This is a genomic window from Pseudomonas sp. MUP55 (assembly GCF_034043515.1).
GTDB lineage: Bacteria > Pseudomonadota > Gammaproteobacteria > Pseudomonadales > Pseudomonadaceae > Aquipseudomonas.
This window is the reverse complement of record NZ_CP138214.1, coordinates 1,729,924-1,754,624: the sequence shown is the minus strand read 5'-3', so window position 1 is coordinate 1,754,624 and position 24,701 is coordinate 1,729,924. Positions and strand designations below refer to the sequence as shown.

The 24,701-nt window shown below is 58.2% G+C and carries 26 protein-coding genes; 11 read left to right on the top strand and 15 right to left on the bottom strand.

Annotated elements, in window-relative coordinates; translation table 11 throughout:
• Positions 1-98: 98 nt before the first annotated feature.
• Positions 99-935, top strand: a complete 837-nt coding sequence (locus SC318_RS07895) for a LysR family transcriptional regulator (protein WP_320430305.1) — start codon at positions 99-101, stop codon at positions 933-935.
• Between the two features lie 63 nt (positions 936-998).
• Here SC318_RS07895 and mqo read toward each other — a convergent pair whose 3' ends face one another.
• The gene (gene mqo / locus SC318_RS07890; RefSeq protein ID WP_320430304.1) at positions 999-2,645 is read right to left on the bottom strand and encodes a malate dehydrogenase (quinone); all 1,647 of its coding nucleotides are present in this window, start codon (positions 2,643-2,645) and stop codon (positions 999-1,001) included.
• 481 nt (positions 2,646-3,126) lie between these two features.
• On the opposite strand from mqo, the gene SC318_RS07885 reads away from it, so the two are divergent.
• Positions 3,127-4,314 (top strand): MFS transporter, encoded by a 1,188-nt coding sequence (locus tag SC318_RS07885; RefSeq protein WP_320430303.1) that lies wholly within the window; start codon positions 3,127-3,129, stop codon positions 4,312-4,314.
• Positions 4,315-4,412: 98 nt separating this feature from the next.
• On the opposite strand, the gene SC318_RS07880 is transcribed toward SC318_RS07885, so the two are convergent.
• From SC318_RS07880 to SC318_RS07855, 6 genes are all read right to left on the bottom strand, one after another.
• On the bottom strand, positions 4,413-4,631 hold the full coding sequence (locus tag SC318_RS07880; protein WP_320430302.1) for a hypothetical protein: 219 nt from the start codon (positions 4,629-4,631) through the stop codon (positions 4,413-4,415).
• 146 nt (positions 4,632-4,777) lie between these two features.
• On the bottom strand, positions 4,778-5,143 hold the full coding sequence (locus SC318_RS07875) for a DUF6124 family protein (protein WP_320430301.1): 366 nt from the start codon (positions 5,141-5,143) through the stop codon (positions 4,778-4,780).
• 439 nt (positions 5,144-5,582) lie between these two features.
• A complete protein-coding gene (locus tag SC318_RS07870; RefSeq protein ID WP_320430300.1) occupies positions 5,583-6,881 on the bottom strand; it encodes a hypothetical protein in 1,299 nt (432 codons plus the stop codon).
• 1 nt (position 6,882) lies between these two features.
• Positions 6,883-8,004, bottom strand: a complete 1,122-nt coding sequence (locus SC318_RS07865; protein WP_320430299.1) for a nucleoid-associated protein — start codon at positions 8,002-8,004, stop codon at positions 6,883-6,885.
• A gap of 520 nt (positions 8,005-8,524) precedes the next feature.
• Complete coding sequence (locus SC318_RS07860; RefSeq protein WP_320430298.1) at positions 8,525-8,833, bottom strand: BrnA antitoxin family protein; 309 nt, start codon at positions 8,831-8,833, stop codon at positions 8,525-8,527.
• A complete protein-coding gene (locus SC318_RS07855; RefSeq protein WP_320430297.1) occupies positions 8,811-9,086 on the bottom strand; it encodes a BrnT family toxin in 276 nt (91 codons plus the stop codon). Before SC318_RS07855 ends, SC318_RS07860 begins: the two co-directional genes overlap by 23 nt.
• A 172-nt stretch (positions 9,087-9,258) precedes the next feature.
• Between SC318_RS07855 and dusA the strand changes: the two genes are divergently transcribed.
• The gene (gene dusA, locus SC318_RS07850; protein WP_320430296.1) at positions 9,259-10,245 is read left to right on the top strand and encodes a tRNA dihydrouridine(20/20a) synthase DusA; all 987 of its coding nucleotides are present in this window, start codon (positions 9,259-9,261) and stop codon (positions 10,243-10,245) included.
• 299 nt (positions 10,246-10,544) lie between these two features.
• On the top strand, positions 10,545-11,471 hold the full coding sequence (gene tal / locus SC318_RS07845; protein WP_320430295.1) for a transaldolase: 927 nt from the start codon (positions 10,545-10,547) through the stop codon (positions 11,469-11,471).
• A gap of 198 nt (positions 11,472-11,669) precedes the next feature.
• Here the strand turns inward: tal and rssC are convergent, their stop codons facing one another.
• Both rssC and rssB read right to left on the bottom strand, forming a co-directional pair.
• Entirely contained in the window at positions 11,670-12,152 is a 483-nt protein-coding gene (rssC, locus tag SC318_RS07840; protein ID WP_010212025.1) for an anti-sigma factor antagonist RssC, read from the bottom strand.
• Positions 12,152-13,333 (bottom strand): two-component system response regulator RssB, encoded by a 1,182-nt coding sequence (gene rssB, locus SC318_RS07835; RefSeq protein WP_320430294.1) that lies wholly within the window; start codon positions 13,331-13,333, stop codon positions 12,152-12,154. The genes rssC and rssB overlap by 1 nt, the downstream gene beginning before the upstream one ends.
• 276 nt (positions 13,334-13,609) lie before the next feature.
• Here rssB and SC318_RS07830 point away from each other — a divergent pair, with 276 nt between their 5' ends.
• Positions 13,610-13,906 (top strand): PilZ domain-containing protein, encoded by a 297-nt coding sequence (locus SC318_RS07830; RefSeq protein WP_320430293.1) that lies wholly within the window; start codon positions 13,610-13,612, stop codon positions 13,904-13,906.
• A 241-nt stretch (positions 13,907-14,147) separates the two neighbouring features.
• On the opposite strand, the gene SC318_RS07825 is transcribed toward SC318_RS07830, so the two are convergent.
• On the bottom strand, positions 14,148-14,837 hold the full coding sequence (locus SC318_RS07825) for an MlaA family lipoprotein (protein WP_320430292.1): 690 nt from the start codon (positions 14,835-14,837) through the stop codon (positions 14,148-14,150).
• 195 nt (positions 14,838-15,032) lie between these two features.
• On the opposite strand from SC318_RS07825, the gene SC318_RS07820 reads away from it, so the two are divergent.
• Positions 15,033-15,641 carry an HAD superfamily inactivated hydrolase PcrP gene (locus tag SC318_RS07820; RefSeq protein WP_320430291.1) on the top strand — a complete coding sequence of 203 codons (609 nt, stop codon included), beginning with the start codon at positions 15,033-15,035 and terminating at the stop codon, positions 15,639-15,641.
• A gap of 111 nt (positions 15,642-15,752) precedes the next feature.
• Positions 15,753-16,019 (top strand): DUF4404 family protein, encoded by a 267-nt coding sequence (locus tag SC318_RS07815; protein WP_320430290.1) that lies wholly within the window; start codon positions 15,753-15,755, stop codon positions 16,017-16,019.
• A gap of 136 nt (positions 16,020-16,155) precedes the next feature.
• Here SC318_RS07815 and queF read toward each other — a convergent pair whose 3' ends face one another.
• Both queF and SC318_RS07805 read right to left on the bottom strand, forming a co-directional pair.
• On the bottom strand, positions 16,156-16,986 hold the full coding sequence (queF, locus tag SC318_RS07810; RefSeq protein ID WP_320430289.1) for an NADPH-dependent 7-cyano-7-deazaguanine reductase QueF: 831 nt from the start codon (positions 16,984-16,986) through the stop codon (positions 16,156-16,158).
• A gap of 66 nt (positions 16,987-17,052) precedes the next feature.
• Complete coding sequence (locus SC318_RS07805) at positions 17,053-17,565, bottom strand: copper-resistant cuproprotein CopI (RefSeq protein ID WP_320430288.1); 513 nt, start codon at positions 17,563-17,565, stop codon at positions 17,053-17,055.
• A gap of 269 nt (positions 17,566-17,834) precedes the next feature.
• On the opposite strand from SC318_RS07805, the gene SC318_RS07800 reads away from it, so the two are divergent.
• Together SC318_RS07800 and SC318_RS07795 are read left to right on the top strand one after the other, a co-directional pair.
• A complete protein-coding gene (locus tag SC318_RS07800; RefSeq protein WP_320430287.1) occupies positions 17,835-18,515 on the top strand; it encodes a heavy metal response regulator transcription factor in 681 nt (226 codons plus the stop codon).
• On the top strand, positions 18,512-19,867 hold the full coding sequence (locus SC318_RS07795) for a heavy metal sensor histidine kinase (protein ID WP_320430286.1): 1,356 nt from the start codon (positions 18,512-18,514) through the stop codon (positions 19,865-19,867). Before SC318_RS07800 ends, SC318_RS07795 begins: the two co-directional genes overlap by 4 nt.
• A 115-nt stretch (positions 19,868-19,982) precedes the next feature.
• Here the strand turns inward: SC318_RS07795 and SC318_RS07790 are convergent, their stop codons facing one another.
• The 3 genes from SC318_RS07790 to SC318_RS07780 are packed head-to-tail and all read right to left on the bottom strand — an operon-like array spanning position 19,983 to position 23,229.
• Positions 19,983-21,227 carry a lipoprotein-releasing ABC transporter permease subunit gene (locus SC318_RS07790; protein WP_320430285.1) on the bottom strand — a complete coding sequence of 415 codons (1,245 nt, stop codon included), beginning with the start codon at positions 21,225-21,227 and terminating at the stop codon, positions 19,983-19,985.
• A gap of 60 nt (positions 21,228-21,287) precedes the next feature.
• On the bottom strand, positions 21,288-21,971 hold the full coding sequence (lolD, locus tag SC318_RS07785) for a lipoprotein-releasing ABC transporter ATP-binding protein LolD (RefSeq protein WP_320430284.1): 684 nt from the start codon (positions 21,969-21,971) through the stop codon (positions 21,288-21,290).
• 7 nt (positions 21,972-21,978) lie between these two features.
• The gene (locus SC318_RS07780; RefSeq protein WP_320430283.1) at positions 21,979-23,229 is read right to left on the bottom strand and encodes a lipoprotein-releasing ABC transporter permease subunit; all 1,251 of its coding nucleotides are present in this window, start codon (positions 23,227-23,229) and stop codon (positions 21,979-21,981) included.
• A 94-nt stretch (positions 23,230-23,323) separates the two neighbouring features.
• Here SC318_RS07780 and SC318_RS07775 point away from each other — a divergent pair, with 94 nt between their 5' ends.
• Both SC318_RS07775 and SC318_RS07770 read left to right on the top strand, forming a co-directional pair.
• Entirely contained in the window at positions 23,324-23,902 is a 579-nt protein-coding gene (locus tag SC318_RS07775; protein WP_320430282.1) for a PilZ domain-containing protein, read from the top strand.
• 44 nt (positions 23,903-23,946) lie between these two features.
• Positions 23,947-24,669 carry a glycerophosphodiester phosphodiesterase gene (locus SC318_RS07770; RefSeq protein WP_306492101.1) on the top strand — a complete coding sequence of 241 codons (723 nt, stop codon included), beginning with the start codon at positions 23,947-23,949 and terminating at the stop codon, positions 24,667-24,669.
• Positions 24,670-24,701: the final 32 nt, after the last annotated feature.

The following is a 24,701-nucleotide window of genomic DNA, read 5'->3' as shown; positions in this document are numbered from 1 at the left end:
GCAGCCTCCCGCCCTTATAGGTTGACTTCAAGGCTAAGGAAGGAGGACGCTTCTGTATATTTGAATAACCCGCACCATCAATCCGAATAAATAGAATCATGGCCAAACAGCTGAACATCGATCTGTTGCGCACCTTTCATGCTGTCGCGCGCTTTGGCCGCTTCAACGAAGCGGCCGAGCATGTGCACCGCAGCGCTTCCACCGTGACCACGCAAATCCAGAAACTGGAAGACCAGGTCGGCCAACGCCTGTTCAGCCGCAGCAACCAGGGCGTTGACCTGACGCTGTATGGCAGGAAGCTATTAGGCGAAACCACCGAGTTTCTAAAGAGCCACGACCGCCTACTGATCTCGCTGATGCCCCAGCGCATGCAAGGCAAGATCCGCCTGGGCGTGCCCGACACCTATGCCCCCGCCTTCATCCAGGAGTTTGTGCCACGCCTGATCGCCGACAACCCGCTGTTGGAGCTGGAAATCGAGGCGCGTACCAGTGGCGAACTGTTGAACCTGTTCATGGCAAACCAACTGGACCTGACCATCACCGTCAGCGCACAGCCGCTGGCGCAGGGCGAGCGCCTGGGGCCCGTGCAACCGCTGTGGGTCGCCGCCGAGCACTTCGACTACCCGCCAAACGCGCCGCTGCCGATCACCGTGCCAATCGCGGGTTGCCCGTACCGTGCGGCGGCGTTACAGGCACTGAAAGACCACGGAATTTACCACCGCGTGCTGCTGGAAAGCCCCAACTCTTCGGCGGTAGAAGCCTGCGTGCGCAGCGGTGTGGCTGCCGGCCTGATGGAGCAAAGCCGCATGGGTGAAGGGCTGAGGCACGTCACAGAACTGCCGGCACTTCCCGCGCAGCATCTGTATCTGATGTGCGACACCGCCAACGCGCTGGCCTTGCACCTGTACGAGCAAGTCAGGCACTTCCGGGTCTGAACGCCGCGCACAAAAAAGCCCGCTGACCGTCACCGGTTCAGCGGGCTTTTACTTGAGCGTTGCTTACAGCGCCAGATCGGACGCCGGCTTGCTCGGCTCAGCCGCAGGCTTGGCAGCCTCGGTGGCCTGTGGAGCAGCCAGTTGCGGGATCGCTGGCGGTGGGGTCAGTTGCAGCACACCGGCCGTGTAGGCCCATTCCTTGGCAACAGCTTCTGGGCTGTCGTTCAGTTTGGTGCCGTAGCTTGGCACGATCTGGTGCAGTTTTTCCTGCCAGGCAGGGCTTGCAACCTTGTCCTTGAAGACTTTCTGCAGCACGGTCAGCATGATCGGAGCCGCGGTGGACGCGCCTGGCGATGCACCCAGCAGGCCTGCCATGGAGTTGTCGGCGGAGCTGACCACTTCGGTACCGAGTTTCAGGACGCCGCCCTGCTCTTCGTCACGCTTGATGATCTGCACGCGCTGGCCGGCTTGCCACAGGCGCCAGTCGGACTGCTTGGCGTTCGGGAAGTACTCTTGCAACGCCTTGAAGCGGTCGTCGTCGGACAGCATCAGTTGGCCGGCGAGGTACTCGACCAGTGGGTATTCACGAATACCGACTTTGGTCATTGGCCAGATGTTGTGGGTGGTGGTGCTGGTCAGCAGGTCCAGGTACGAGCCTTCTTTGAGGAACTTGGTGGAGAAGGTCGCGAATGGGCCAAACAGGATCACGCGCTTGCCATCCAGCACGCGGGTGTCCAGGTGCGGCACCGACATTGGCGGCGAACCGACCGATGCCTTGCCGTAGGCCTTGGCCAGGTGCTGCTCGGCGATGGTTGGGTTATCGGTCACCAGGAACGAACCGCCCACCGGGAAGCCGGCGTATTCCTTGGCTTCAGGAATACCGGACTTTTGCAGCAGGTGCAGTGCACCGCCGCCGGCGCCGATGAACACGAACTTGGCGTCGGTTTCAGTCTTGGTGCCGTCCTTGAGGTTCTTGTAGCTCACGCGCCACGAACCGTCTTCGTTACGGGTGATGTCCTGCACTTCGCTCGACAGTTTCAGGTCAAACTTGGGGGTGGTTTGCAAGTGGGCAACGAACTGGCGGGTGATCTCGCCGAAGTTCACGTCGGTGCCGATCGGGCTCCAGGTGGCCGCGATTTTCTGGTTCGGGTCACGCCCTTCCATCATCAGCGGAACCCACTTGGCGATCTGCGCCGGGTCTTCGGAGTACTGCATGCCGGCGAACAGCGGGCTCGCCTTCAGGGCTTCGTAGCGTTTTTTCAGGAACTTGATGTTGTCATCACCCCACACGAAGCTCATGTGCGGCGTGGAGTTGATGAACGAACGCGGGTTCTTCAGCACGCCCTGCTGGACCTGCCAGGACCAGAACTGACGGGAGATCTGGAACGCTTCGTTGATCTCGACCGCTTTGGGGATCTCAACGTTGCCGTTCTTGTCTTCCGGGGTGTAGTTCAGCTCAGCCAGGGCCGAGTGACCGGTGCCCGCGTTGTTCCAGCCGTTGGAGCTTTCTTCGGCCACGCCATCGAGGCGCTCGACCATTTCCATCGACCAGTCCGGTTCCAGCTCGTTGAGCCAGACACCCAGGGTCGCACTCATGATGCCGCCGCCGATCAGCAGCACATCGACTTTCTTTGCCTCTTCCGCTTGAACGGACGTGATCCCCATCGACAAAGCCAGCCCCAGCAGGGCAGTGTTTACTTTCTTAAACATCAGTAGCACCTATGATAAAACGCCATCCGCCCTACTGCCCCTGATCATGGGTGACCTTCGATCACGCTACGTCAGGCAACGTACCGCGGGGTCTACGCATTCACATGAGGACCGCAGGGTGGGCACACAAGGCCGATGGATCGACCTCACTGTTATGTCCCTTCTGCGCTGACTTCTTATCATTATTGGCTTCAGCTACCTGGGCGACAGCCAACCGCTGGGACGTATACGGGTGTACGCACCAGGGAAAGACTAGACCAGGACGGCGCGCAGAATATCACGCCAAACCGCGTTTATGCGCCGTTTGGCCAATTGACACCGCTAAATCGCGGGATTTGTCCCACGGGTGTCAAGGCGGCCAGCCGCGACGTGGGGTCACAGGCCTGGAACTCTGCTGGACCTGGCTGTTCTAGACACCCTCACCGTCGCATGCGTAGCATCGGCGATTGTCTTTCGTGCACCTCATCCAACAGAGCAATCCATGTCTATCCAGCAAACACCCGGGCACGTGTTGCCCGCGCGCAGTGCCGCCAAAATGGAAGCGGCCATGGCCGTGGGCGCGTTCGCAATCGGCACCGGCGAATTCGCCATCATGGGCCTGATGCCCGACATCGCCCAGAACCTGGGCTTGAGCGAACCGCAAGTCGGCCACGCCATCAGCGCCTATGCCCTGGGCGTGATGGTTGGCGCCCCGCTGCTGGCCATCCTCGGCGCCAAACTGCTGCGCAAACACATGCTGTTATTGCTGATGGGCCTGTACGCCCTCGGCAACCTCGCCACCGCCTTCACCCCCAGCTTCGGCTCGCTGGTAGCCTTCCGCTTTATCAGCGGCCTGCCCCACGGCGCGTACTTCGGCATCGCCGCCGTGGTCGCCTCCAGCATGGTACCCAGCGACAAACGCGCCGGCGCCGTGGCCCGGGTGATGATGGGCCTGACCCTGGCGATGCTGCTGGGCAACCCCATCGCCACCTTCCTCGGCCAACACCTGGGCTGGCGCTCGGCGTTCGCGCTGGTCAGCGTCATCGCGCTGTGCACCATCGCACTGGTCTGGCAATTCGTCCCCCACCGCCACGATGAAGAACGCAGCGACCCGCGCAAGGAAATGCGCGCCTTCACCAAACCCCAAGTGTGGATGGCACTGTCCATCGGCGCGATCGGGTTTGCCGGCATGTTCTGCGTGTTCAGCTACCTGGCGCCAACCCTGCTGGAAGTGACCAAAGTGTCGCCGCAGTGGATTCCGTTCGGCCTCGCCGCGTTTGGCCTGGGCGGCATCATCGGCAACATCGCCGGCGGCAAATTGTTCGACCGCATGCAATTTCGCGCCGTGGGCTGGATTCTGGTGTGGTCGATGGCCGTGCTGATCTTCTTCACCTTCGCCGCCAGTTCGCTGTGGAGCGTACTGCTGGGCATCGGCCTGGTCGGCACCATGATCGCCCTGGCCGCGCCCTTGCAAATCCGTCTGATGGACATCGCCCACGAAGCCCCCAGCCTGGCGGCAGCGTCCAACCACGCCGCGTTCAACCTGGCCAACGCGCTGGGGCCGTGGTTTGGCGGCATGGCGATTACCGCTGGGTTTGGCTGGACCAGCACCGGCTACATCGGCGCGGTAACAGCCCTGATCGGATTGGGCCTCTACCTGATCGCGCGCCGTATGAAGGGCGGCAACTAACGCCACAAGTCTCGCGCCGATCATAGATCCCATGTGGGAGGGGGCTTGCCCCCGATAGCAATGAGCCAGTCACCACACCAGTGACTGCCTCACCCCCCTCAATCATCATGCAACAACCCCGATCCATACTCTCCATAACTGCTGCCCAGCCCACTGCCACCAAAATTCATCCTGGTGACTTTGTTGGGGCTGTGGTCGCCGAATGCCTGACATCCGCCTGAAAAGCACGGGTCACTGCTCACCGCGGGTGAAGAGGAACAAGCGCTCAACAACAACGTGCCGGTGATCATCACGACTTTGACGAGGTTCGAAATCATGGTCTCAGTTCCCTGTAGGCTGGAGACGCTGGGGTCCTCTCTTGCAGGGAATCGTAGGCCTCAACGGCGCAGGGAATTATGAAACTTCGCTGCGGGACAGCATGGGTTCAGGTTGCCGCCTTGGGGTAAGGCGGCGGGTTGGGTTGTCAGGCTGCGGTCGCACCGGCTACAGGGGCGACTTGCTCTTGGGCTCGGTCAACGAGCAACGCGCTCAACTCGATTAGCTGCTGAATGCCCAGGGCGATGGCGCGTTGGGAGTCGTCGAGGTTGAACGCCAAGGTGGCGGCCATTTCGGTGGCGGACGCGAGGTTTTCAGCGGCGTTGGCGAGGAGGGTTTCCGGGTCGAGGGTTGGGTTGACGAGGAAGAGGTTGTTGCTTGGGCGGTCGACGGAGGTAGCGCCGTCGGATGGGGGCAGGTGATGATGGATTGCCCGCTGGGCTGCGGCTTGAAGCTTGGGATCAGAAGATGCAGCGTTTGAAGCAAAAGGCGGATTAGGTGTGACCTTGTACATGGCAAAGCTCCTTAACTATTTAGGAACTACCAGTCTCACTTCCACATGAGAGGTGGCAGCTGTACGCAGGTGTGGAAGACCAGGGCTAAGGACCCGGCGCACCGAAGTGCCCCGCGCACAGCCGCCGAAACACATGATACAGACGTAAAAAAACGCCGATAGGTGTTTGTGACGATTGCGTCTTAGCTTGGTACGGACTTCCACATCCGACCGCTGGATTGGCAGCGGCTTGAGGAGGTTAGCTAGGGGGGGGCTGAGCGGCAAGCTGAGAAAAGTGTGGGAAGTTTCTCATACATCATAGAGAGCTGTACTCAGCTTGTTTTACCGAACTAATTTTGGGCACTGAACATCTCTACCTTAAGAGCGATAGTTACTGAGTCTACCTGAGCACATCCACGCACGATTACAAACATCACAAACATCACAAACATCACAAACATCACAAACAAAACGTCCTTCCAAATAGCTCTTGTGCGGCAACCATTATGTTACGCCAAGAGGCGTCAAGTTCGTTTATATAAATAAACGAATGTAGAGACACAGCTGCGATAGCAGGAATCCAAGCCAAAAATCTAAGTGCCCAAAGAGATCGCCCCAGCACCCCTTCGTTCTTTTTTAGTCCACGAATAGCTGATCGTAAATAAACCCTAAGATCCTCAGGATAAATTTCAATCTTTTTTTCATGGGAGGAAAACAACAGCATTCTTGAGTGACAGATTCGTTTATATTGCAGTCTCTGTGCAGCGATAGTCTCAGCCATTATAAAAGAAGTGAGTGTAACACCCAGTACCAAAATAGTACTCTCAAACACATTTTCAGCTTTTGCAATGGCAATCAAGATAACTAGCGAAATAGGAATACTCAAAACCTTACCACTAATATCGCTTATTAGCTTTGACAATTGATCCGCAATACTCAACTCAGCCGAACCAACTTCCTGCTTGGCCTTATGAAAGGAAAAGCCACTCAAGTAAGTATCCAAATTATTATTATAAAGTCTTAAAAACTCATCCCACCTTAAAACCAAAAACTTAAATCTTTCTCTCGCATCAGCTGAATCTTTAGAAAACTCCACAAGCGAAGCTCGGAAAATAGATCGCTCTTTAACAAGATGTGGATTCTTATCAAAATTTGACTCTAAAAGAGTAGTAAGTAAATCTGAATTTACGCTATATTTCAATAGCTCTAAATCTATACTTGGTTGCAAAGCTATGGTTTTTGCGCCTTTAGCTCCATCATCCTCAACAAAAATGAGCTTATACTCTTCACCTCTCAACTTCTCATCATGATAATGAGCAAGATCCGCAAGACACACGATCAGCTGACAAATGGAATTAAGATTCCTTAAACGGGAATCTAAAAACTCTTCTCCTTGAGAACAAACATCTTCATCAATTAGATATATTTCTTTTGGAAGTTTACCGCGCGCAATTGCCTTACACTCAATCAGCAACTGCTGGAAGCCCTGATAAACGTCAGCCTCGCCAGTGCTACTTAGCTTATAAGTAAATTCAAATTTTGACCAAACGTCTGGAATCTCGATTGTAGCGGCATCAATTTCTTTTCCATCAATCAGAATCTCATCAAACCGACCGGTCTGTGACGCAACAAGCTCCAATACTGCAGGACCTACCTCCGCGTTGAACTGCTCCGCAAGAAAGCAGAACGAGCTTTTCGTTTGCAGCTTTGGTTTACCCAAAGCACGATAGGCCTTTGCAAATCTCACGGAGGAAGCCATTTTACTTATTCACCTTTTCATCTTTCTTTTCATTGATGGCAGCACGTATGACTACTACAGCTTCCTCTGACAAGTTATTAAGTATCAATTTGCGATCCTTTTCTAAAAAAAGAACCTCAGAATTGACATCCTCACCTAATGCATCTCGATCAAATTTTAACTGCCAATTCTCAGCCTTAAAAGAAACATGGGTATATTTCTGCAACATTGCTTTACTGAGCGGAAACTCAACTGGAACCCCTACAGCCTCGCTATTTAAATGTGCTACAAACTCACCAGCCAGATCATCTGCTTGCCCCTCGTAGGTAGCGGGGAAAAACTGCCTGGCTATAGCTTCAACTTCAGTTAGCTTGACAGAGTCACCTGACTCCCTTTTCTTGTCCAAGTAATGTAACACTTGGTCTTTCATCTCCAATCGATGCGGATAAAGATCTGGCCTTTCTCTAAAAAACTGTGTGCTTTCCAAAATTAAGTTCTTAGTCGATTGGGAGGACGCGCTACCGACCATACACCCTAAAGAATTAACAAAATAACCCGCCGCCGAACGACCCGATGTCTGACTTAAGAAACTTAGGTAGTTTAACTCAAGACGCTCACCTTCATCAGCTGCCACATATTTACCGTAACGCTCGAAATTTATTCGCGCAGCTTGATAAAGGCTGTTCAAATCAAGCTCAATCAATTCCTCTGGTTCTAAATTCTCATTTAGGCGCAGACCGTCTCGCTTTTTAAGCATAGCTATCAAAAAAAACCGACCTTGAGCACTTTCATAGTCTACAAACAAAATATACCCGCCAGAAGCAGCTGGCAGTGGTTTTGCAGTCGCGTGCAATTCCGCCATTGCAGATTGCGTCAGCTCCATGAATGACTTTTCTACAAGATCGGGCCGAGAAAAATATGCATGAAAGTCTTTCGGATACTCGCTTGCAGTTTTTTTTGCAAAAGTACCATAGTGAGCGTTGTTATTTTTTTTGCCGTATATACCTACTGCACCTTCTATCAGCTTCGATACCGCTGGGACAGCTAAATCAAAGACAACATTTCGAATATTAGAATCAAGAATATCTTTATATTGTTCTTTAACCAGTTCGTGTACTACAGCAAAATTTACTTTCGTATCCATACGTGCTCCTAGCGAATGAGATAATCACGTTTTATTTTGAAAGCGCGTGATAGCAAAAAGACTTCATCATACGAGCGTTAGTAAATTCTGCATAGCCAGCGGAGCCGAGTGTCACTTAGCGCTGCGTACCGCGAGTAGCGACGTATCCAGAATAGCCTAAAAGACAAAAATACTGTATGCATAAACAGCAAAAACCACAAGCCCGAGGAATATTGGGGTCAGACCACAATATTCAACGCACGACAGGGGCTCCGCAGATATAGGGGTCAGACCACGATACCCGACTTTGAGTTGGCAGAGGAAAAGCAAACGATTCACTCCCAGACACGTCTCACGGCGACCGGCCGATTCGGAGAACAGGGTCAGAGCACGTTTTCAATAATGGTGGTCTGCCCCCTATTTCTCGTTTCCAATAATGGTGGTCTGAACCCTATTCTCCCATTACCGAAACAAAGCTAATCATCAGACAGCAAAAACCTTCTCACAGGCGGCTAATTGTTTTGGCAATAATCTCTGGCGACTAAGCCTTCAATTCATCCGGCGTATGCGTCTTGAGCCAATCGGCCAAAGCAGCGTTCATTCGCGTTTGCCAGCCCGGTCCAGAAGCCCTGAATTTCTCCAGCACCTCAGCATCAAAACGAACATTCACGTGTTCTTTAGGCGCAGCCGACTTTGGCCGGCCACGCTTTGGCTTGAGCATTTCCTTCGCCTGAGCCTTGCCAAACAACCCAACAAGCACTTCGCTGGCTGGTTTGGCCTTGGCAAAGTCCTCGGCCGACCATTCGGGGTTTGCCGTATCGACCATTTCAGGACTGGGTTTCTTGGTCATAATTTTTGACCTCCCGTTTGTTGGCTTTACGAAAGCTGATGACGTGGACCGCATCACCCCGTGGGGTAAACACTACGACATACAGCCGATCCCCTATGTACCCCATCGCCCGATAACGACGCTCGCCGTAGTCGAATCGATCATCCTCCAGGATCAAAGCAGTAGACCATTCAAAGTCTCGCACCAGCGCAAATGGAAGACTACGCTCTGAAACGTTGCGAGCGTCTTTGGCTGGATCATAGGTAATCTGCATAAATTATCGTAGCCACAATAAATAGCCAACACAAGGTTTACGTCGAGACCCTACCCGGCACACGCTCCAGGTGTCACTCAAGATTAAGTAACTAGCCATGAGAACCCGCCGGGTACCTGACAAGCATCCCTGATAAACTGCTCGCCTTTCTGCCCGCTAGCTCAGACCCCCAATGCCCCTACAATCCGCTCCTCTCTCCCGCCGCTTCTCCGTCGCCCCGATGATGGATTGGACCGACCGCCACTGCCGGTACTTCCTGCGCCTGCTCTCCAAGCACGCCCTGCTCTACACCGAGATGGTCACCACTGGCGCGATCCTCCATGGCGATCACGAGCGCTTCCTGCGTCACAACGAAGCCGAGCACCCCTTGGCGCTGCAGTTGGGCGGCAGTGTTCCCGCCGATCTGGCCGCCTGCGCCCGCATGGCCGAGGCCGCCGGTTACGACGAAGTGAACCTGAACGTCGGCTGCCCCAGCGACCGTGTGCAGAACAACATGATCGGCGCGATCCTGATGGCCCACCCTACCCTGGTTGCCGATTGCGTGAAGGCGATGCGCGATGCGGTGTCGATTCCGGTGACGGTGAAGCACCGTATCGGCATCAATGGCCGGGACAGTTATGCCGAGCTGTGTGATTTCGTCGGCACGGTGAAGGACGCGGGTTGCACCAGTTTTACCGTGCATGCGCGGATTGCGATTCTGGAGGGGTTGTCGCCGAAGGAGAATCGCGACATTCCGCCGTTGCGGTATGACGTGGCGGGGCAGTTGAAGCGGGACTTTCCGGAGTTGGAGATCAATCTCAACGGTGGGATCAAGACGTTGGAGCAGTGCCAGGAGCATTTGCAGACGTTTGACGGGGTGATGCTGGGGCGGGAGGCTTATCACAATCCGTATCTGCTGGCGGAGGTGGATCAGCGGTTGTTTGGCAGTGAGGCGCCGGTGATTAGCCGGGCGGAGGCGTTGACGCAGTTGCGGCCGTACATTGCTGAGCATTTGGCCGGTGGTGGGACGATGCATCACGTTACTCGGCATGTGCTGGGGTTGGGTACCGGGTTCCCCGGGGCGCGCAAGTTCAGGCAGTTGTTGTCGGTGGATATTCATAAGGCGGCGGATCCGTTGGCATTGCTGGATCAGGCTGGGGAGCTGTTGGAAGGGCGGTGAATGGTTGGCTTGCAGAGGGTCAGATAGTTTTGGATTGACTGACACATTGCTATCGGGGGCAAGCCCCCTCCCACATTGGGTCCGGTGTGTGCCAGGGGAGATCTCGGTGGCTATGAAGGCGCTATCGGGCAATTGGGTTGAACCTGCCAACGGTTTTGGCCTCCTATTGAGCAGTACGGCCGCCATTCAAACGGCTGTTTTCAGGTTATTGCCCTCGCAAACGACCTAACGCATTTGCGCCCTTGAGCGCCTGCCAGCGCTCGGGTAATGTCATCAGACCCACAGGACAGAGCACGCCCATGACTTCCAAGCTGGAACAACTCAAGCAACTCACCACCGTTGTAGCCGATACCGGCGATTTCTCCACGCTCGCCAAACTCAAACCGCAAGACGCTACGACCAACCCTTCCCTGCTGCTCAAGGCCTCGTCGATTTCGGGCTATGCCAAGTTGCTGGATGAGTGTGTGCAGGACTGCAACGGCGACGTTGGTCTGGCCAGCGACCGCTTTGCGGTGGCGGTGGGTCAGGAAATTCTGAAAGTGGTGCCGGGCCGTATTTCCACCGAGGTGGATGCCCGCTTGTCGTTCGACGAAGGCGCGATTCTCAAGCGTGCGCACCGTCTGATCGAGCTGTACGACAAGGCCGGCGTTAGCCGTGACCGTGTGCTGATCAAGATCGCTTCCACCTGGGAAGGTATCCGCGCCGCGGAAAAGCTGGAAAAAGAAGGCATCCAGACCAACCTGACGCTGCTGTTCTCCTTCGCTCAGGCCGTGGCGTGTGCTGAAGCGGGTGTATTCCTGATCTCGCCGTTCGTGGGCCGTATCTACGACTGGTACAAGAAGGCCAACGGCAACGACTACACCGGTTCCGATGACCCGGGCGTGCAGTCGGTGACGCGTATTTACAACTACTACAAGGCCAATGGCTATAAGACCGTGGTGATGGGTGCGAGCTTCCGTAACCTGAGCCAGATCGAGGAGCTGGCCGGTTGCGATCGCTTGACCATCAGCCCGGACTTGCTGGAGAAGCTGGCGGCCGATGAAGGCAAGCTGGAACGCAAGTTGTCGCCAGGCCATGCCGGTGAAGCGCGGGTGCACATGACTGAAGCGCAGTTCCGTTGGGAGTCCAACGAGGATGCGATGGCGACTGAGAAGCTGGCGGAGGGGATTCGTCAGTTTGCTCGGGACCAGGAGAAGCTGGAGGCGTTGTTGTCGGCCAAGCTGTAAAAGCGAAGACGGCAAAAAGGGCGGCACCTTGGCGGGTGCCGCCCTTTTTTGTGGGCGCCGGTTTCAAGCCTGTCGCAGGTTAATGTGGGAGGGGGCTTGCCCCCGATGGCAGAGTGTCAGCCAGCTTATTCATAACTGACACATCGCTATCGGGGGCAAGCCCCCTCCCACATTTTGATTGCATTTCAAAAGTGGGGGTCAGTGGCGTTCGAGGGCGTTGACGAGGTCGTGGAAGGCTTCGCGGTTGGACTCGTTCAAGCCCATCAGAATCTTGTGCGCTTCCAGCACCTTGACCCGTACGATTTCCTCGGACTGATCCTGGGAAGGCAGGTCGGTCAGGCATTCAGGGCACGGGATCGGGCGGTCAACGATGTTGAACACCTGGTCAAAACCCATGGACTGCAGCAGCCGGGTGATGTCTTCGTGGGTGGTGACGACGGTCGGCAACAGGCCAACCTTCTGCCGAGACAGAATGGACAACTTGGCCAACAGGCCCAGGGTGGTGCTATCGATGCTGCGGGTTTCGGTCAGATCGATCACAATCGCCGAGAAGTTCAGCGCTGTGAAGATCCGCTCAATCGTCGCATCCAGCGCCGAACACAGGGTCAGGCGCACTTCACCGACGAACTTCAGGACGAAGGTCCCGTCTTGCTCGGCGAATTGGATTCTTCCGGTACTCATCAAAGATTCCTGCTCAACACCAATAGGGCGATATCATCCGGCATCTCCCCTAGCGTGGCCAATCCAAAAACCTGCCGCAGACCATCCAGGCTGCCGCCCGCCGACTTGACCTTTTGGGGCAAGGCGGCTTCTTTCTCTTTGAGTGTAGGCTCTGGAAGCAGGTCCAGGATACCGTCGGACATCAGCGTCAGGCTGAAGGTCGGCGGCAGTTCCAGGATGTGGTCTTCGTAGGTGGCTTCATTGAACAAGCCCACCGGCAAACCACGCCCTTCCAGGTAACGCACACTGTCTGGAGTGTATAAAACCGGCATCGGCAGGTGACCGCCGATGCTGTAGGTCAAAAGACCGGTTTCTTCATCGATCACGCCGCCCACCATCGTCACGTGCTTGCCCAGCTTGCAGCTGATCAGGCCCCGGTTGATGTGGCCCAGCACCTCGGAGGGGGTGAACTCCGGCAAGGTACCGTTGCGCTTGGATTCAAACAATAACCGCGTTGTCATGAATTTCAACAACACGGTAACAAAAGCTGAGGAAGCACCGTGGCCGGAGACGTCGGCCAGGTAGAACGCCACACGTCGCTCGTCCACACGGAAATAGTCGACAAAATCACCCGACAGGTACAACGACGGGATGATCTGGTGGGCAAACTTGAACTCGTCAATGGTCCACGGGCTGACCGGCAGCATGTTCATCTGCACCTGGCGACCGGCGTTCTGGTCTTCCTGGAGCAGGTTCAGGCTGGCTTCGAGTTCGCGATTGGCGGTTTCGAGCTTTTCGCGGTAGCGCTGGTTTTCCCCCAGCAGCCGTGCACGGTCCAGGGCGCGGCGCACCGAGTGCTCCAGCACGGCAAGGTCTTCCAGGGGTTTGATCAGGTAATCGGCGGCACCCAGGCGCAGGGCTTCAACGGCGTCATTCATGACCCCGGCACCGGACACGACAATCACCGGCGTCTGCGGGGCGAGCTCGGTCACCTGGCGAATCAGCTCAAGGCCGCCCATTTGGGGCATGCGCAAGTCGCAGATCACAAGGTCGGGCTTGTCGCGCTCGAATACCTGGAGACCCTGTTGGCCGTTGCCGGCCTGCAGGACGCTGAAGCCACTGTCTTCCAAATAGGCCGCGAGACTCGCGCGCACTACTTCGTCGTCATCGATTATCAGCAGCGTGGCACTGGTTTTTTGCATGTGGGCAAACGGCGCCAGAATTAGGTTGGCGTAGGCGGCTCGACAATGGCCGGGCTCACGTACTGGATTCGCTTTCTAGCCTCTCTGTCCTACAAAGCATTGGGATTTAGCCCATGCACAACGGTAAAGCAGAGGTGCCCTTCTAAGGCGCAGACGGTACTCCCATCCGTGAGGGGTTTCAAGCTCATGCCGATGGTCGCCGGACGTCTTTACACCGCAAATCACCGGGAGTTATAAGAACGCTCACCACCACAACGCAAAGTAAGGATGGATGCTGTGAGCGAACATGAGCGCGACCACGCCGAAAAACGCGATTTCATCCGCATGCGGGTGGATGCCGATGTGTCATTGATCCACGCCGGGCAGGAGATTGCAGGGGTCTGCCTGGACCTTTCCAGCTCCGGCATGCAGGTGCAGGCACCTCGCCAGTTCAGCGTGGGCGACTTGCTGACCGTGCGCATCGATTCAGAGCACGCTGCACTCACGGGGCTTGAGGCCGATACCGAGGTGGTGTGGACCAAGGCCGCAGGCGATGAGCAGCACCTGGGCCTGAAGATTCTGAAAATGCGCTGATAGCGCGCACAAAAAAAGGCGACAGTACATGATCGTTCCCGCGCTCTGCGTGGGAATGCCGCCGGGGACGCTCCGCGTCCTGCTTTAAGTGCATAAACCAGAAATTCTGCGCAATGGTGACGCGGAGCGTCACGGGATGCATTCCCACGCGGAGCGAGGGAACGATCAGAGGTCTGCTGATCAGCGCGCATAAAAAAGGCGACCTGCACGGGTCGCCTTTTTTATTTCAAAACGTCACAGCTTAAAAGTCGTCGACGACCTTGCCGTCCTTGACCTTGAACTCACGGTTCTGCAGGTAGGCGTTACGGATAAAGGTGTACTTGTCGCCGCTGATCAGCTTTTCGCTGTCGAGCAGGCTGGCACGCACATCAACGATGTTCAGGCCGAAGGTGCTGTTGCGCCAGCCGATATCGTTCATGTAGCGGTACGGTTGGGTGTAGCTGTCCACGTACTTGGACGGCGCGTCACGCAAGGTGCTTGGGCCCAGCAACGGGATCATCACGTAGGGACCGCTGCCGACGCCCCAGTAGCCGAGGGTTTGGCCGAAGTCTTCGTCGCTGCGCTGCAGCCCCATTTTGGTGCCGACATCAATGAAGCCCAGTACACCAAACGTGGTGTTGACCAGCAGACGGGCCGTGTCAACGCCAGCATTGTGCGGCTTGAGCTGCAGAACGTTGTTGGCCAGGTTGCCGACATCGCCGATATTGCGGAAGAAGTTGTGAACGCCGTCCTGCACGAATTGCGGGGTGACGAACTGATAGCCCTGGGCGAGTGGCTTGAGGGCGTAGGTGTCAACGGTATCGTTGAAGGTGAAGATCGGGCGGTTGACGCTTTCCCATGGGTCGTCTTCCGTCGCTGCTTGAGCGGCGAACGGTGCCAACAGGACGGTGGCACACACCGACAGCTGAGCGAAATACTGGCTCCAGCGCATAGCTTTTGCTCCTTGGATGGTCTGTCATGGGCGCTATGCCCTGAATAAGGCCGTCAGTATATGACGGAAGTGTCGATTTAGGCAGTCGCAAGGAAACGACTTTCATGATTTGCACAAAATTCCTACAAACTCCACCGATGTCATGCACCTGTCATGCCGCCCCGATAGCGTTGCAACTATTTCAGGGACGTTCAGATGCCACATGCCGAGATAGCCGTCGCCACTGCCCCCGCGTTGACCGCCGTGTTGTTTGGGCTGAGTGGCTGCCTGGTGGATTTCGGTTCCCGGGCCCGTAGCGACGCCCCCTCTCCCGACTCCCAGGCCACACCTGGGGCGCTGAAAATCCTGCGCAGCCTGAAGGAGCAAGGCGTGCCCTGCGCCTGGCTGGATGAGTTGCCCGCCTCCATCACAACGCCGCTGGCCGCCACCCTGCCCGCCTGGCTCAAGGCCGCCTCGCCCTGCGCCATCCGCTGGCCGGCGCCCCACGCCTGCTGGCACGCCTTGATGGAGCTGAACATCGCACGTCTGGAGGGCTGCGTACTGGTCAGCGGCGAGCCGCGCCTTTTGCAAGCGGGTCTGAATGCGGGATTGTGGACCATTGGCCTCGCCTCCTGCGGCTCGCTCTGCGGCGTGGCACCGCAGCAGTGGCAGGCACTGAGCGATAAGGAACGCGAGCACAAACGCGGCAAGGCCACCGTGGCACTCTATGGATTGGGCGTGCACTCTGTCATTGATCACCTCGGTGAACTCGGCACCTGCCTGGCCGACATCCGCCTGCGCCGGCTCAAAGGCGAGAAGCCCTGATCGAGATCATGCACGCTTGGCCGCCGTGGATTAATCTACAATCCAGCCCGTAGACCTTTCTCGGCGTGCCGCGGTCTATGCCAGTGCCTATCGATAAAAGGAAAGAATGTCATGCCTGATCGCGAGAAGTTACAACAGCAGGCCGATATCGTGCGCAAGCAGCTGGAAGATAATCCAGAGTTGCCCGCTGAAAAACGTCAAGCACTTGAAGAGCTGATTGCCAGATTCGACGTGCAACTGGAATTGGAACCTGCCACCCAGACGCCCAGCATCTCCGACGACGTGAATCAAGCGGCCATAGAGTTCGACGCTGAGCACCCCGTCATTTCTGCGGCATTGCGCAATATCATGACCACTCTGGGCAACATCGGCATCTAACCTGAACCCAAGTCCGGCACAAAAGCAAAATGTGGGAGGGGGCTTGCCCCCGATAGCGGAGTGTCAGTCACAGTATCTGTGCCTGAACCTCTGCTATCGGGGGCAAGCCCCCTCCCACATTTGTTTTGCGTGAAAGCTACTGACGCGCCAGGCGTACGTTCTGGAACGCCACGTCTTCGGTACTGCGATACGGGTTGATATCCAACCCGCCCCGCCGCACATACCGCGCATACACGGTCAATTTCTCAGGTTTGAGCAAACGCTGCAGGTCCAGGAAGATGCGTTCCACGCACTGTTCATGGAAATCCGAGTGCTGGCGAAAGCTCACCAGGTATTCCAACAGGCTGGCGTGATCCAGCGCCGCACCGCGATATTCCACCGCCACACTGCCCCAATCGGGTTGGCTGGTAACAGGGCAGTTGGATTTGAGCAGGTGGCTGTGCACGCTCTCCTCCACCACGCGCGAATCATCACAGCGCAGCAATTCCGGACGCGGGTGCTCGTAGCTGCTGACGTTGATATCCAATTCGTCGATGCACACGCCCGGCAGCGCCATCACCCCTTCAGCCTCGACCTCGGCCAGGCTGCGAATGCGCACGCTGACCGGCTTGCCCGCGGCAGCACTGAGGTCCTCGCGCAAGGTCGCTTCCAGGCGCTGCGTATCGGCAAAGGCGGTCTGGTTCAACGAGTTGAGGTACAGCTTGAACGACTTGGACTCGATGATGTTCGGCGAGTCGGCCGGGATGCTGAATTCACCGATGGCCACCACCGGCTTACCGGACGGCAGCAACCAGGACAGTTCGAAGCAGTTCCAGAAGTCCACGCCCTTGTAAGGCAAGGTCTCGGCGCTCAGGCCCAGCTCAGCCCACTTGGCGGCGCGAGGGATCGGGAACAGCAACGAAGGGGTGTAAGTGGAGATGTATTCACTGGACTTGCCCAGCGGCGAATGTTCGGCTGCGGGATGCATGGCGGAAACCTGGCTAAATAAACCGCGCCAGTCTACCAGCCTTTGCTCCCGCCCTTAAGGAACGCCTTACTCAACGGTCAGTTTGCCGACCATGCCCGCCTGGTAATGCCCAGGGAGGTTGCAGGCGAACTCAAGGCCGGTAGCCTTGGAGAACGTCCAGGTCAGCTCGGCGGTTTTGCCGGGCTCGACCAGCACACTGTTCGGGTCATCGTGTTTCATGGCGCCATGGTCCATCTTGCTGTGGTCCATTTCGCCCATACCGGTGGCCGTGAGCATGCCGCTGGCCTGCATCTGTAACATTTCCTTCTGGTGTGCGGCGTGCATGGCCGCGTCGCCGAGGTTGAACTCGTGCAGCAACCGACCTTTATTGATCAGCACAAAACGCACCGTCTCACCGGCCTTGACGTCGAGAGACGTGGGCGAAAAAGAAATGTCCTGCAGCACCACTTCCACCGTGCGCGTGGCTTTATCAGCCGCCGCTGGCTGGCCGAATGCATAAGCGTGAGCCGCATCGGCCATGGCATCGAAGCTCAGCGCCAACAGGCAGCCGGCCAGGAACAGAGGTGTACGCAACGCCATCTTTCACGCTCCAAAATGGGTGACTCGTTTGAATGGCACTTTAAGATGGCCTCGCTGCCAGCCAACTGACTGCTAGATTACAACTTTGTCAGGTTGCGCCCATACCCTGAAACCCACGGTATAAAGCCCGATGTTTTTTGTAGGAGCGAGCTTGCTCGCGAAGGGCTTAAGCACGACACGTTAAGTCAGACAGCCCACGTTATCGTTGGCGTTTTTCGCGAGCAAGCTCGCTCCTACATAGTCCTGTACCCGACTACCAAGAGCCTTGAATGAAACTGCTGATTGTCGAAGACCAACCGAAGACCGGCCATTATCTGCGCCAGGGCCTGGCCGAAGCGGGGTTTACCACGGAACTGGTGGCCGACGGCACCACCGGTCAGCACCTGGCGCTGACCGGCGACTATGACCTGTTGATCCTCGATGTGATGCTGCCCGGTCGCGATGGCTGGCAAATCCTGCAGGCGGTGCGCAGTGCCGGCCTGGACATTCCGGTATTGTTCCTGACCGCGCGCGACGCAGTGGAGGACCGCGTGCATGGCCTGGAACTGGGGGCCGACGATTACCTGGTCAAACCGTTCGCCTTTTCCGAACTGCTCGCCCGCGTGCGTAGCCTGTTACGGCGTGGCAGCAGTGCGCCGCAGGAAACCCACCTGCAACTGGCCGACCTGCGCCTGGACCTGATCCGCCGCCGTGTCGAACGCAGCGGTCAGCGTATCGATCTCACCGCCAAGGAGTTCTCCCTGCTGGAGCTGCTGCTGCGCCGTCAGGGTGAAGTGCTGCCCAAGTCGCTGATCGCCTCGCAGGTCTGGGACATGAATTTCGACAGCGACACCAACATCATCGAAGTCGCGATTCGCCGCCTGCGCCTGAAAGTCGACGATGCTTATCCCAACAAGCTGATCCACACCGTACGCGGCATGGGCTACGTACTGGAGGAGCGTTTCACGTGATCCAGCGCCTGTCCCTCGCCAGCCGCCTGGCGCTGCTGTTTGCCGGCTGCACCGCCGTGGTCTCGCTGCTGGCCGGCGTGCTGTTCAACCACGCCAGTGAGGCGCACTTCATCGAGCTGGACCAGCAGCAACTGGACAGCAAGCTGGTGGCGCTGCGCAGTACCTTGCAGGGCGTCGACTCGCCGCAGGCCTTCGCCCAACGCGAACCCCAGCTGCGCGCCGACCTCAGCCATCAACCCGACCTTACCTTACGCATCACCGCGGCCGGCCAGCGTTGGCTCGACGATGCGCCGGGCATGGCGCTGCCCGATGCCCCCGGCCTGCACAGCCTGCAAAACGCAGGCACTGCCTATCGCGTGTATAACGCTCCATTGAACCCTGAGCAACCCGGCTCAGCGCAATTGACCCTGATACTCGACATCACCCACCACCAGCATTTCCTGCAACGCATGCAGCGCCTGATCTGGCTGACCGTCGGCCTCTCGGCCCTGGCCACCGCACTGCTCGGCGCCTGGGCGGCGCGCAGCGGGTTGCGGCCCTTGCGGCGCATGGGCGAAGTCGCCGCCGGGGTGTCCGCGCACTCCCTGACGCAGCGCTTGCCGCAGCAGCAAATGCCGGCGGAACTGGCGGAGCTGGCGCAGACCTTCAATGCCATGCTGGGCCGGCTGGACGACGCGTTCCAGCGCCTCTCGGCGTTCTCCGCCGACATCGCCCACGAACTGCGCACACCGCTGTCGAACCTGCTGACCCAGACCCAGGTCATCCTCACCCAGCCGCGCCCCTTGGAGGATTACCGCGAAGCGCTGCACAGCAACCTGGAGGAGTTGCAGTGGATGGCGCAGTTAGTGAACGACATGCTGTACCTGGCCAAAGCCGATCACGGTTTGCTCACGCCCAAGAGTGAGCCGTTGGCGTTGGCCGATGAGGTTGAGGCAGTGCTGGAGTTTTTTGCGTTGCTGGCCGAAGACGCGCAGGTGTCACTGGGGTGCGAAGGCCAGGCCCACACAACGGGTGATCGCGGCATGTTGCGCCGGGCCTTGTCCAACCTGCTGGAAAACGCCCTCAGGTTTACCCCGGCGGGCGGTGAAGTACGGGTGCGCCTGGCAGAGGATGAACGGGGTGTGAGGCTGACGGTGGAGAACAGCGGGAAAGGCATCCCGGCAGAGGTGCTGCCGAAGTTGTTTGATCGCTTTTACCGGGCCGATCCGGCGCGTCGCGAAGGCAGCAGCGAGCATGCGGGGCTGGGGTTGGCGATTACCCAGTCGATTGTGCGGGCACATGGGGGGCGGATTTTTTGTGAATCCGAGGTGGGCTGGGCGCGGTTTGTGATCGAGTTGCCCAAGGGGGATTGATGCTGGCTGGGCCGGCCCTATCGGGGGCAAGCCCCCTCCCACATATTGACCTCATTCTTCCTGTAAATGAGGGCCACTGTGGGAGGGGGCTTGCCCCCGATAGCGGTCTCAACTATTACGAATATCTCAACGCATGCGCCGGCTCAATCTTCGCCGCCCGATACGCCGGGTAAATCGTCGCCAGAAAGCTCAACACAAACCCCGCCGAGCAAATCAGCAGCACGTCACCGCCTTGCAATTCCGAAGGCAGGTTGCTGACAAAGTACACATCCGAACTGAAGATATGCTGCCCGCTCACCCGCTCCAGCCAGCCCACCAGTTCACTCACGTTCAGCGCCGCAATCACGCCCAGCACGCCGCCGATCAAGGTGCCGACCACGCCGATCACCGTGCCCTGCACCATGAAGATCGCCATGATCTGGCGCGGCGTGGCGCCGATGGTGCGCAGGATCGCGATGTCCGCGCCCTTGTCGTTCACCACCATGATCAGGGTGGCGATGATGTTGAACGCGGCCACGGCGACGATCATCAGCAGCAACAGGCCGATCATGGTCTTTTCCATCTTCATGGCGCTGAACAGGCTGCCCTGGGTGTGGGTCCAGTCATCCGCCTTATACCCGGCGCCGAGGCTGGCAGCGACGTCCGCCGAAACCTTGGGCGCCGCGTACAGATCCGTTACCGCCAGGCGCACGCTTTGTACCTGGTTCGGTTGCCAGTGCTGTATCTCAGCCGCGTCAGCTCTGTTGATCAACGCCATGGAGCCGTCCAGCTCGGCGCCCACCTTGAAGATACCCACCACGTTCAAGCGCTGCATGCGCGGGGTGATGCCCCCCGGCGCGGTGCTGACTTCCGGCACGATCAACGTCAGTTTGTCGCCCACGTTCAGGCGGAAACGACGCGCGGTGATGTCGCCGATCACCACGCCGAATTCGCCGGCTTTCAAGTCTTCCAGTTTGCCGCGCACGATATGCTGGGCGACGATCGACACCTTGCCTTCCTGGGCCGGGTCGACGCCGCTGATCTCGATCGGCTGCATCGCGCCCTTGTAGGAGAACATACCGTCCATCTGTGTGAAGGGCACCGCCGCGGTGACTTGCGGGTTCTTCAGTGCAGCGGCGGCCACCGGTTGCCAGTCGTCAATCGGGTTCACGCCCACGATGGTGGCGTGGGGCACCATGCCCAGGATGCGCGAGCTCATTTCACGCTGAAAGCCGTTCATCACCGAGAGCACCACGATCATCGCCAACACGCCCAGGGCGAGGCCGATCATCGAGGTCATCGAAATAAACGAGACAAAACGGTTGCGGCGCTTGGCGCGGGTATAGCGCGTGCCGATGAAAATCGATAACGGTCTGAACATTCGCTTGCACCGCCTGAAAAAATGAAAAAGCCCGGTTTCAGAACACGGGCTTGCAACAGGTCAGATAGCGACCAGATGACCTTCCTGCAGATGCAGTACACGGTCCATCTGACGGGCCATGCTCATGTCATGGGTCACCACCAGGAACGCGGTGCGCATCTGGGTGCTCAGCTCCAGCATCAAGTCCTTGATGCCCTGGGCCGTGTGCGAGTCCAGGTTGCCGGTGGGCTCATCGAGCATCACCAGGCCCGGGTTGTTCACCAAGGCACGGGCGATTGCCACGCGCTGACGCTCGCCACCGGACAGCTCGGCCGGTTTGTGCTCCAGGCGATGGCCCAGGCCGACGCGTTCCAGCAAGGCCGTGGCCCGCTGGCGCGCTTCTGCAATGGCGGTCTTGCCGATCAACAGCGGCATGCACACGTTCTCCAGGGCGGTGAATTCCGGCAACAGGTGGTGGAATTGGTACACAAAACCCAGCGAACGGTTGCGCAACTGGCCGCGGGCCTTTTCATTCAAGGCCGACAGTTCTTCACCGGCCAACCACACACTGCCCTGGGACGGCGTATCGAGGCCGCCCAACAGGTTGAGCAAGGTACTTTTGCCGGAACCGGAACTGCCGACGATCGCCACGCGCTCGCCGGGGTGCAGCTCAAGTTGCAGGTTGGCCAGCACCACCACGGATTCCGGGCCTTCCTCATAGGATTTGCCCAGGTTGCGGCAGCTCAGGATTGCTTTTTCACTCATGCCCGATTCACTCATAACGTAATGCCTGTGCTGGCTGGGTGCGTGCCGCGCGCCAGGCTGGATACAGGGTGGCAAGGAAACTCAGGACCAACGCGGCGCCGCCCACCATCAGCACGTCCTGGGCCTGAACCTGGGACGGCAAGTAGTCGATGAAGTAGACGTCGGCGTTGAGGAATTTGTGGCCGAGCACGTTTTCCAGCGCGGCGATGGCGGCGCTGACATTCAGTGCGGCCAGGATCCCCACGGCGGTGCCGATCAGGGTGCCAACCACGCCGATCACCGTGCCCTGCACCATGAAGATCGCCATGATCTGCCCCGGCGTGGCGCCAAGGGTGCGCAGGATGGCGATGTCGCCCTTCTTGTCGTTCACCACCATCACCAGGGTGGAAATGATGTTGAAGGCGGCTACGGCGACGATCAGCAGCAACAGCAGGCCGATCATGGCTTTTTCCATGCGAATGGCCTGGTACAGGTTGCCGTGGGTTCGGGTCCAGTCGCGGGCGTAATACTGCGATTCGCCCAGGTGCTGGGCGATTTCCCAGGCGCCGCGCGGGGCGTCGAACAGGTCGTTGAACTTCAGGCGCAGGCCCTGCACCTGGTCCGGCTGCCAGCGATGCAGGCGCGCCAGGTCAGTGAGGTTGGTCAAGCCGAGGTAGCCGTCGATCTCGCCGGCGCCGACATGGAAGGTGCCGACCACGGTAAACCGCTTCATGCGCGGGAACATGCCGGCCGGGGTCACGGTGACCTCCGGCGCGACGAAGGTCAGCTTGTCGCCGACACTCACACCGAGCTTGGCCGCGGCCTTGTCGCCGATGATGATGCCGAAACTCCCGGGCGCCAACGCGTCGAGTTTGCCCTGCAGCATGAACTTGTCGATGATCGAGACGTTGCGCTCCTGGGCCGGGTCGACCGCATTGAGCAGGATTTTCTGCACCTTGCCGTCGTTGGTCAGCAACCCCTGCATCTGGGTAAACGGCGCAACGGCCACCACCTTGGGGTTCTGCCTGACCTTGTCGGCCAGGCTTTGCCAGTCGCTGATGGGCGCATCGCCCTCGATGGTCGCGTGGGGCACCATGCCCAGCACGCGGGTGCGCATCTCATGATCGAAGCCGTTCATCACCGACAGCACCACAATCATCACGACCACGCCCAGGGCGAGACCGATCATCGAGGTCAGGGAAATGAACGACACAAAATGATTGCGACGCTTTGCACGGGTATAACGCGTGCCGATAAATACGAAGAGAGGTCTGAACATGTCGGGGCTTGTTCGGAGGAAAAGAAGACGTCCCGGTGGCGGGGTCTGGTCAGCAGCTTTACACTCAGACCATTACCGTTACCTGGGGTTCGCCATGTCGACATTAGATGAAGAAGAGCGCCGCGAATACTACCGTATCGACGACATGATCGCACTCCAAATCAAAAGCCTCTCGGCCCCCGATGCGGCGAGCAAGGAAGTGTTGCTGGATGATTCGCCGCTGTTCAATCTGCTCAGTGAATTGCACCTGAGCGAATTCGAAGCCCAGCACCTGCTGCGCCAGATCAACGAAAAAGACCGCAGCCTGGCAGCGTTCCTCAAAGTGCAGAACAAACGCCTGGACCTGCTCAGCCAGGTCATGGCGCGCGGGCTGCTCAGCGAAGTCGGCGCGCCGCAGCCGGTGATCCTGTCCGAAGGCGGCATCGACTTCCACCACCCTGCGCCGCTGGCCCCCGACACGCACCTGGCGGTCAAACTGGTGCTGATGCCCCAGGCACTCGGCCTGCTGCTGCGGGCGCGGGTCACCCATTGCGACCCCGAGGGCGACGGCTTTGACGTGGGCACCGAATTCGAATTCATGACCGATGCCCAACGCCAGCTGCTGGCGCGCTACATCCTGCAGAAACAGGCCCAGGAACGCCGCCTGGCACGAGAACAAAGCGACGATCTCTGAATGCGTATTCACGACGCCAGCCATCCTGGCGCAAAGGAGCAACTGTGACCCTGATTTACGGCCATCGCGGTGCCAAAGGCGAAGCACCGGAAAATACCCTGACCAGCTTTCAGGAATGCCTCAAACACGGCGTGCGCCGTTGCGAACTGGACCTGCACCTGTCCATGGACGGCGAGCTGATGGTCATTCATGACCCTACCCTCAAGCGCACCACTGACCGGCGCGGCAAGGTCGTCGAGTACTCGGCGGCGGACCTGGTGAAGATGGACGCGCGCAAAGGCGGCCCAGGCTGGGTCAGCCCCTGCCCGATCCCGCGCCTGGAAGAGCTGTTCGAAAAATGCGACTTTGATCACTGGCAGCTGGAAGTCAAAAGTGCTTCGCGCACCCGCGCCGCCACAACGGTGCTGGCGATCCGCGAGATGGCCGTGCGTTATGGCCTGATGGACAAGGTCACGGTGACCTCAAGTTCGCGGGAAGTCCTGAAAGCGGCGGTTGAACTCACGCCAGACCTGTCACGCGGGCTGGTGGCCGAGTACGCCTGGCTCGACCCGTTGAAGGTCGCGCAGAACTACGGCTGTGAATTCCTGGCCTTGAACTGGACGCTGTGCACCCCTGAGCGTCTGGAGAAAGCCCAGCGCCAGGGCCTGCACGTGTCGGTGTGGACGGTCAACGAACCCGCGCTGATGCGCAGGCTCGCCGACTTCGGCGTAGATAGCCTGATTACAGACTTTCCCGGTTTGGCCACTGCCACCCTCGGGAATTACTGAAATCGGTCTCCCCGGCCGGCTCAGGCCACCGG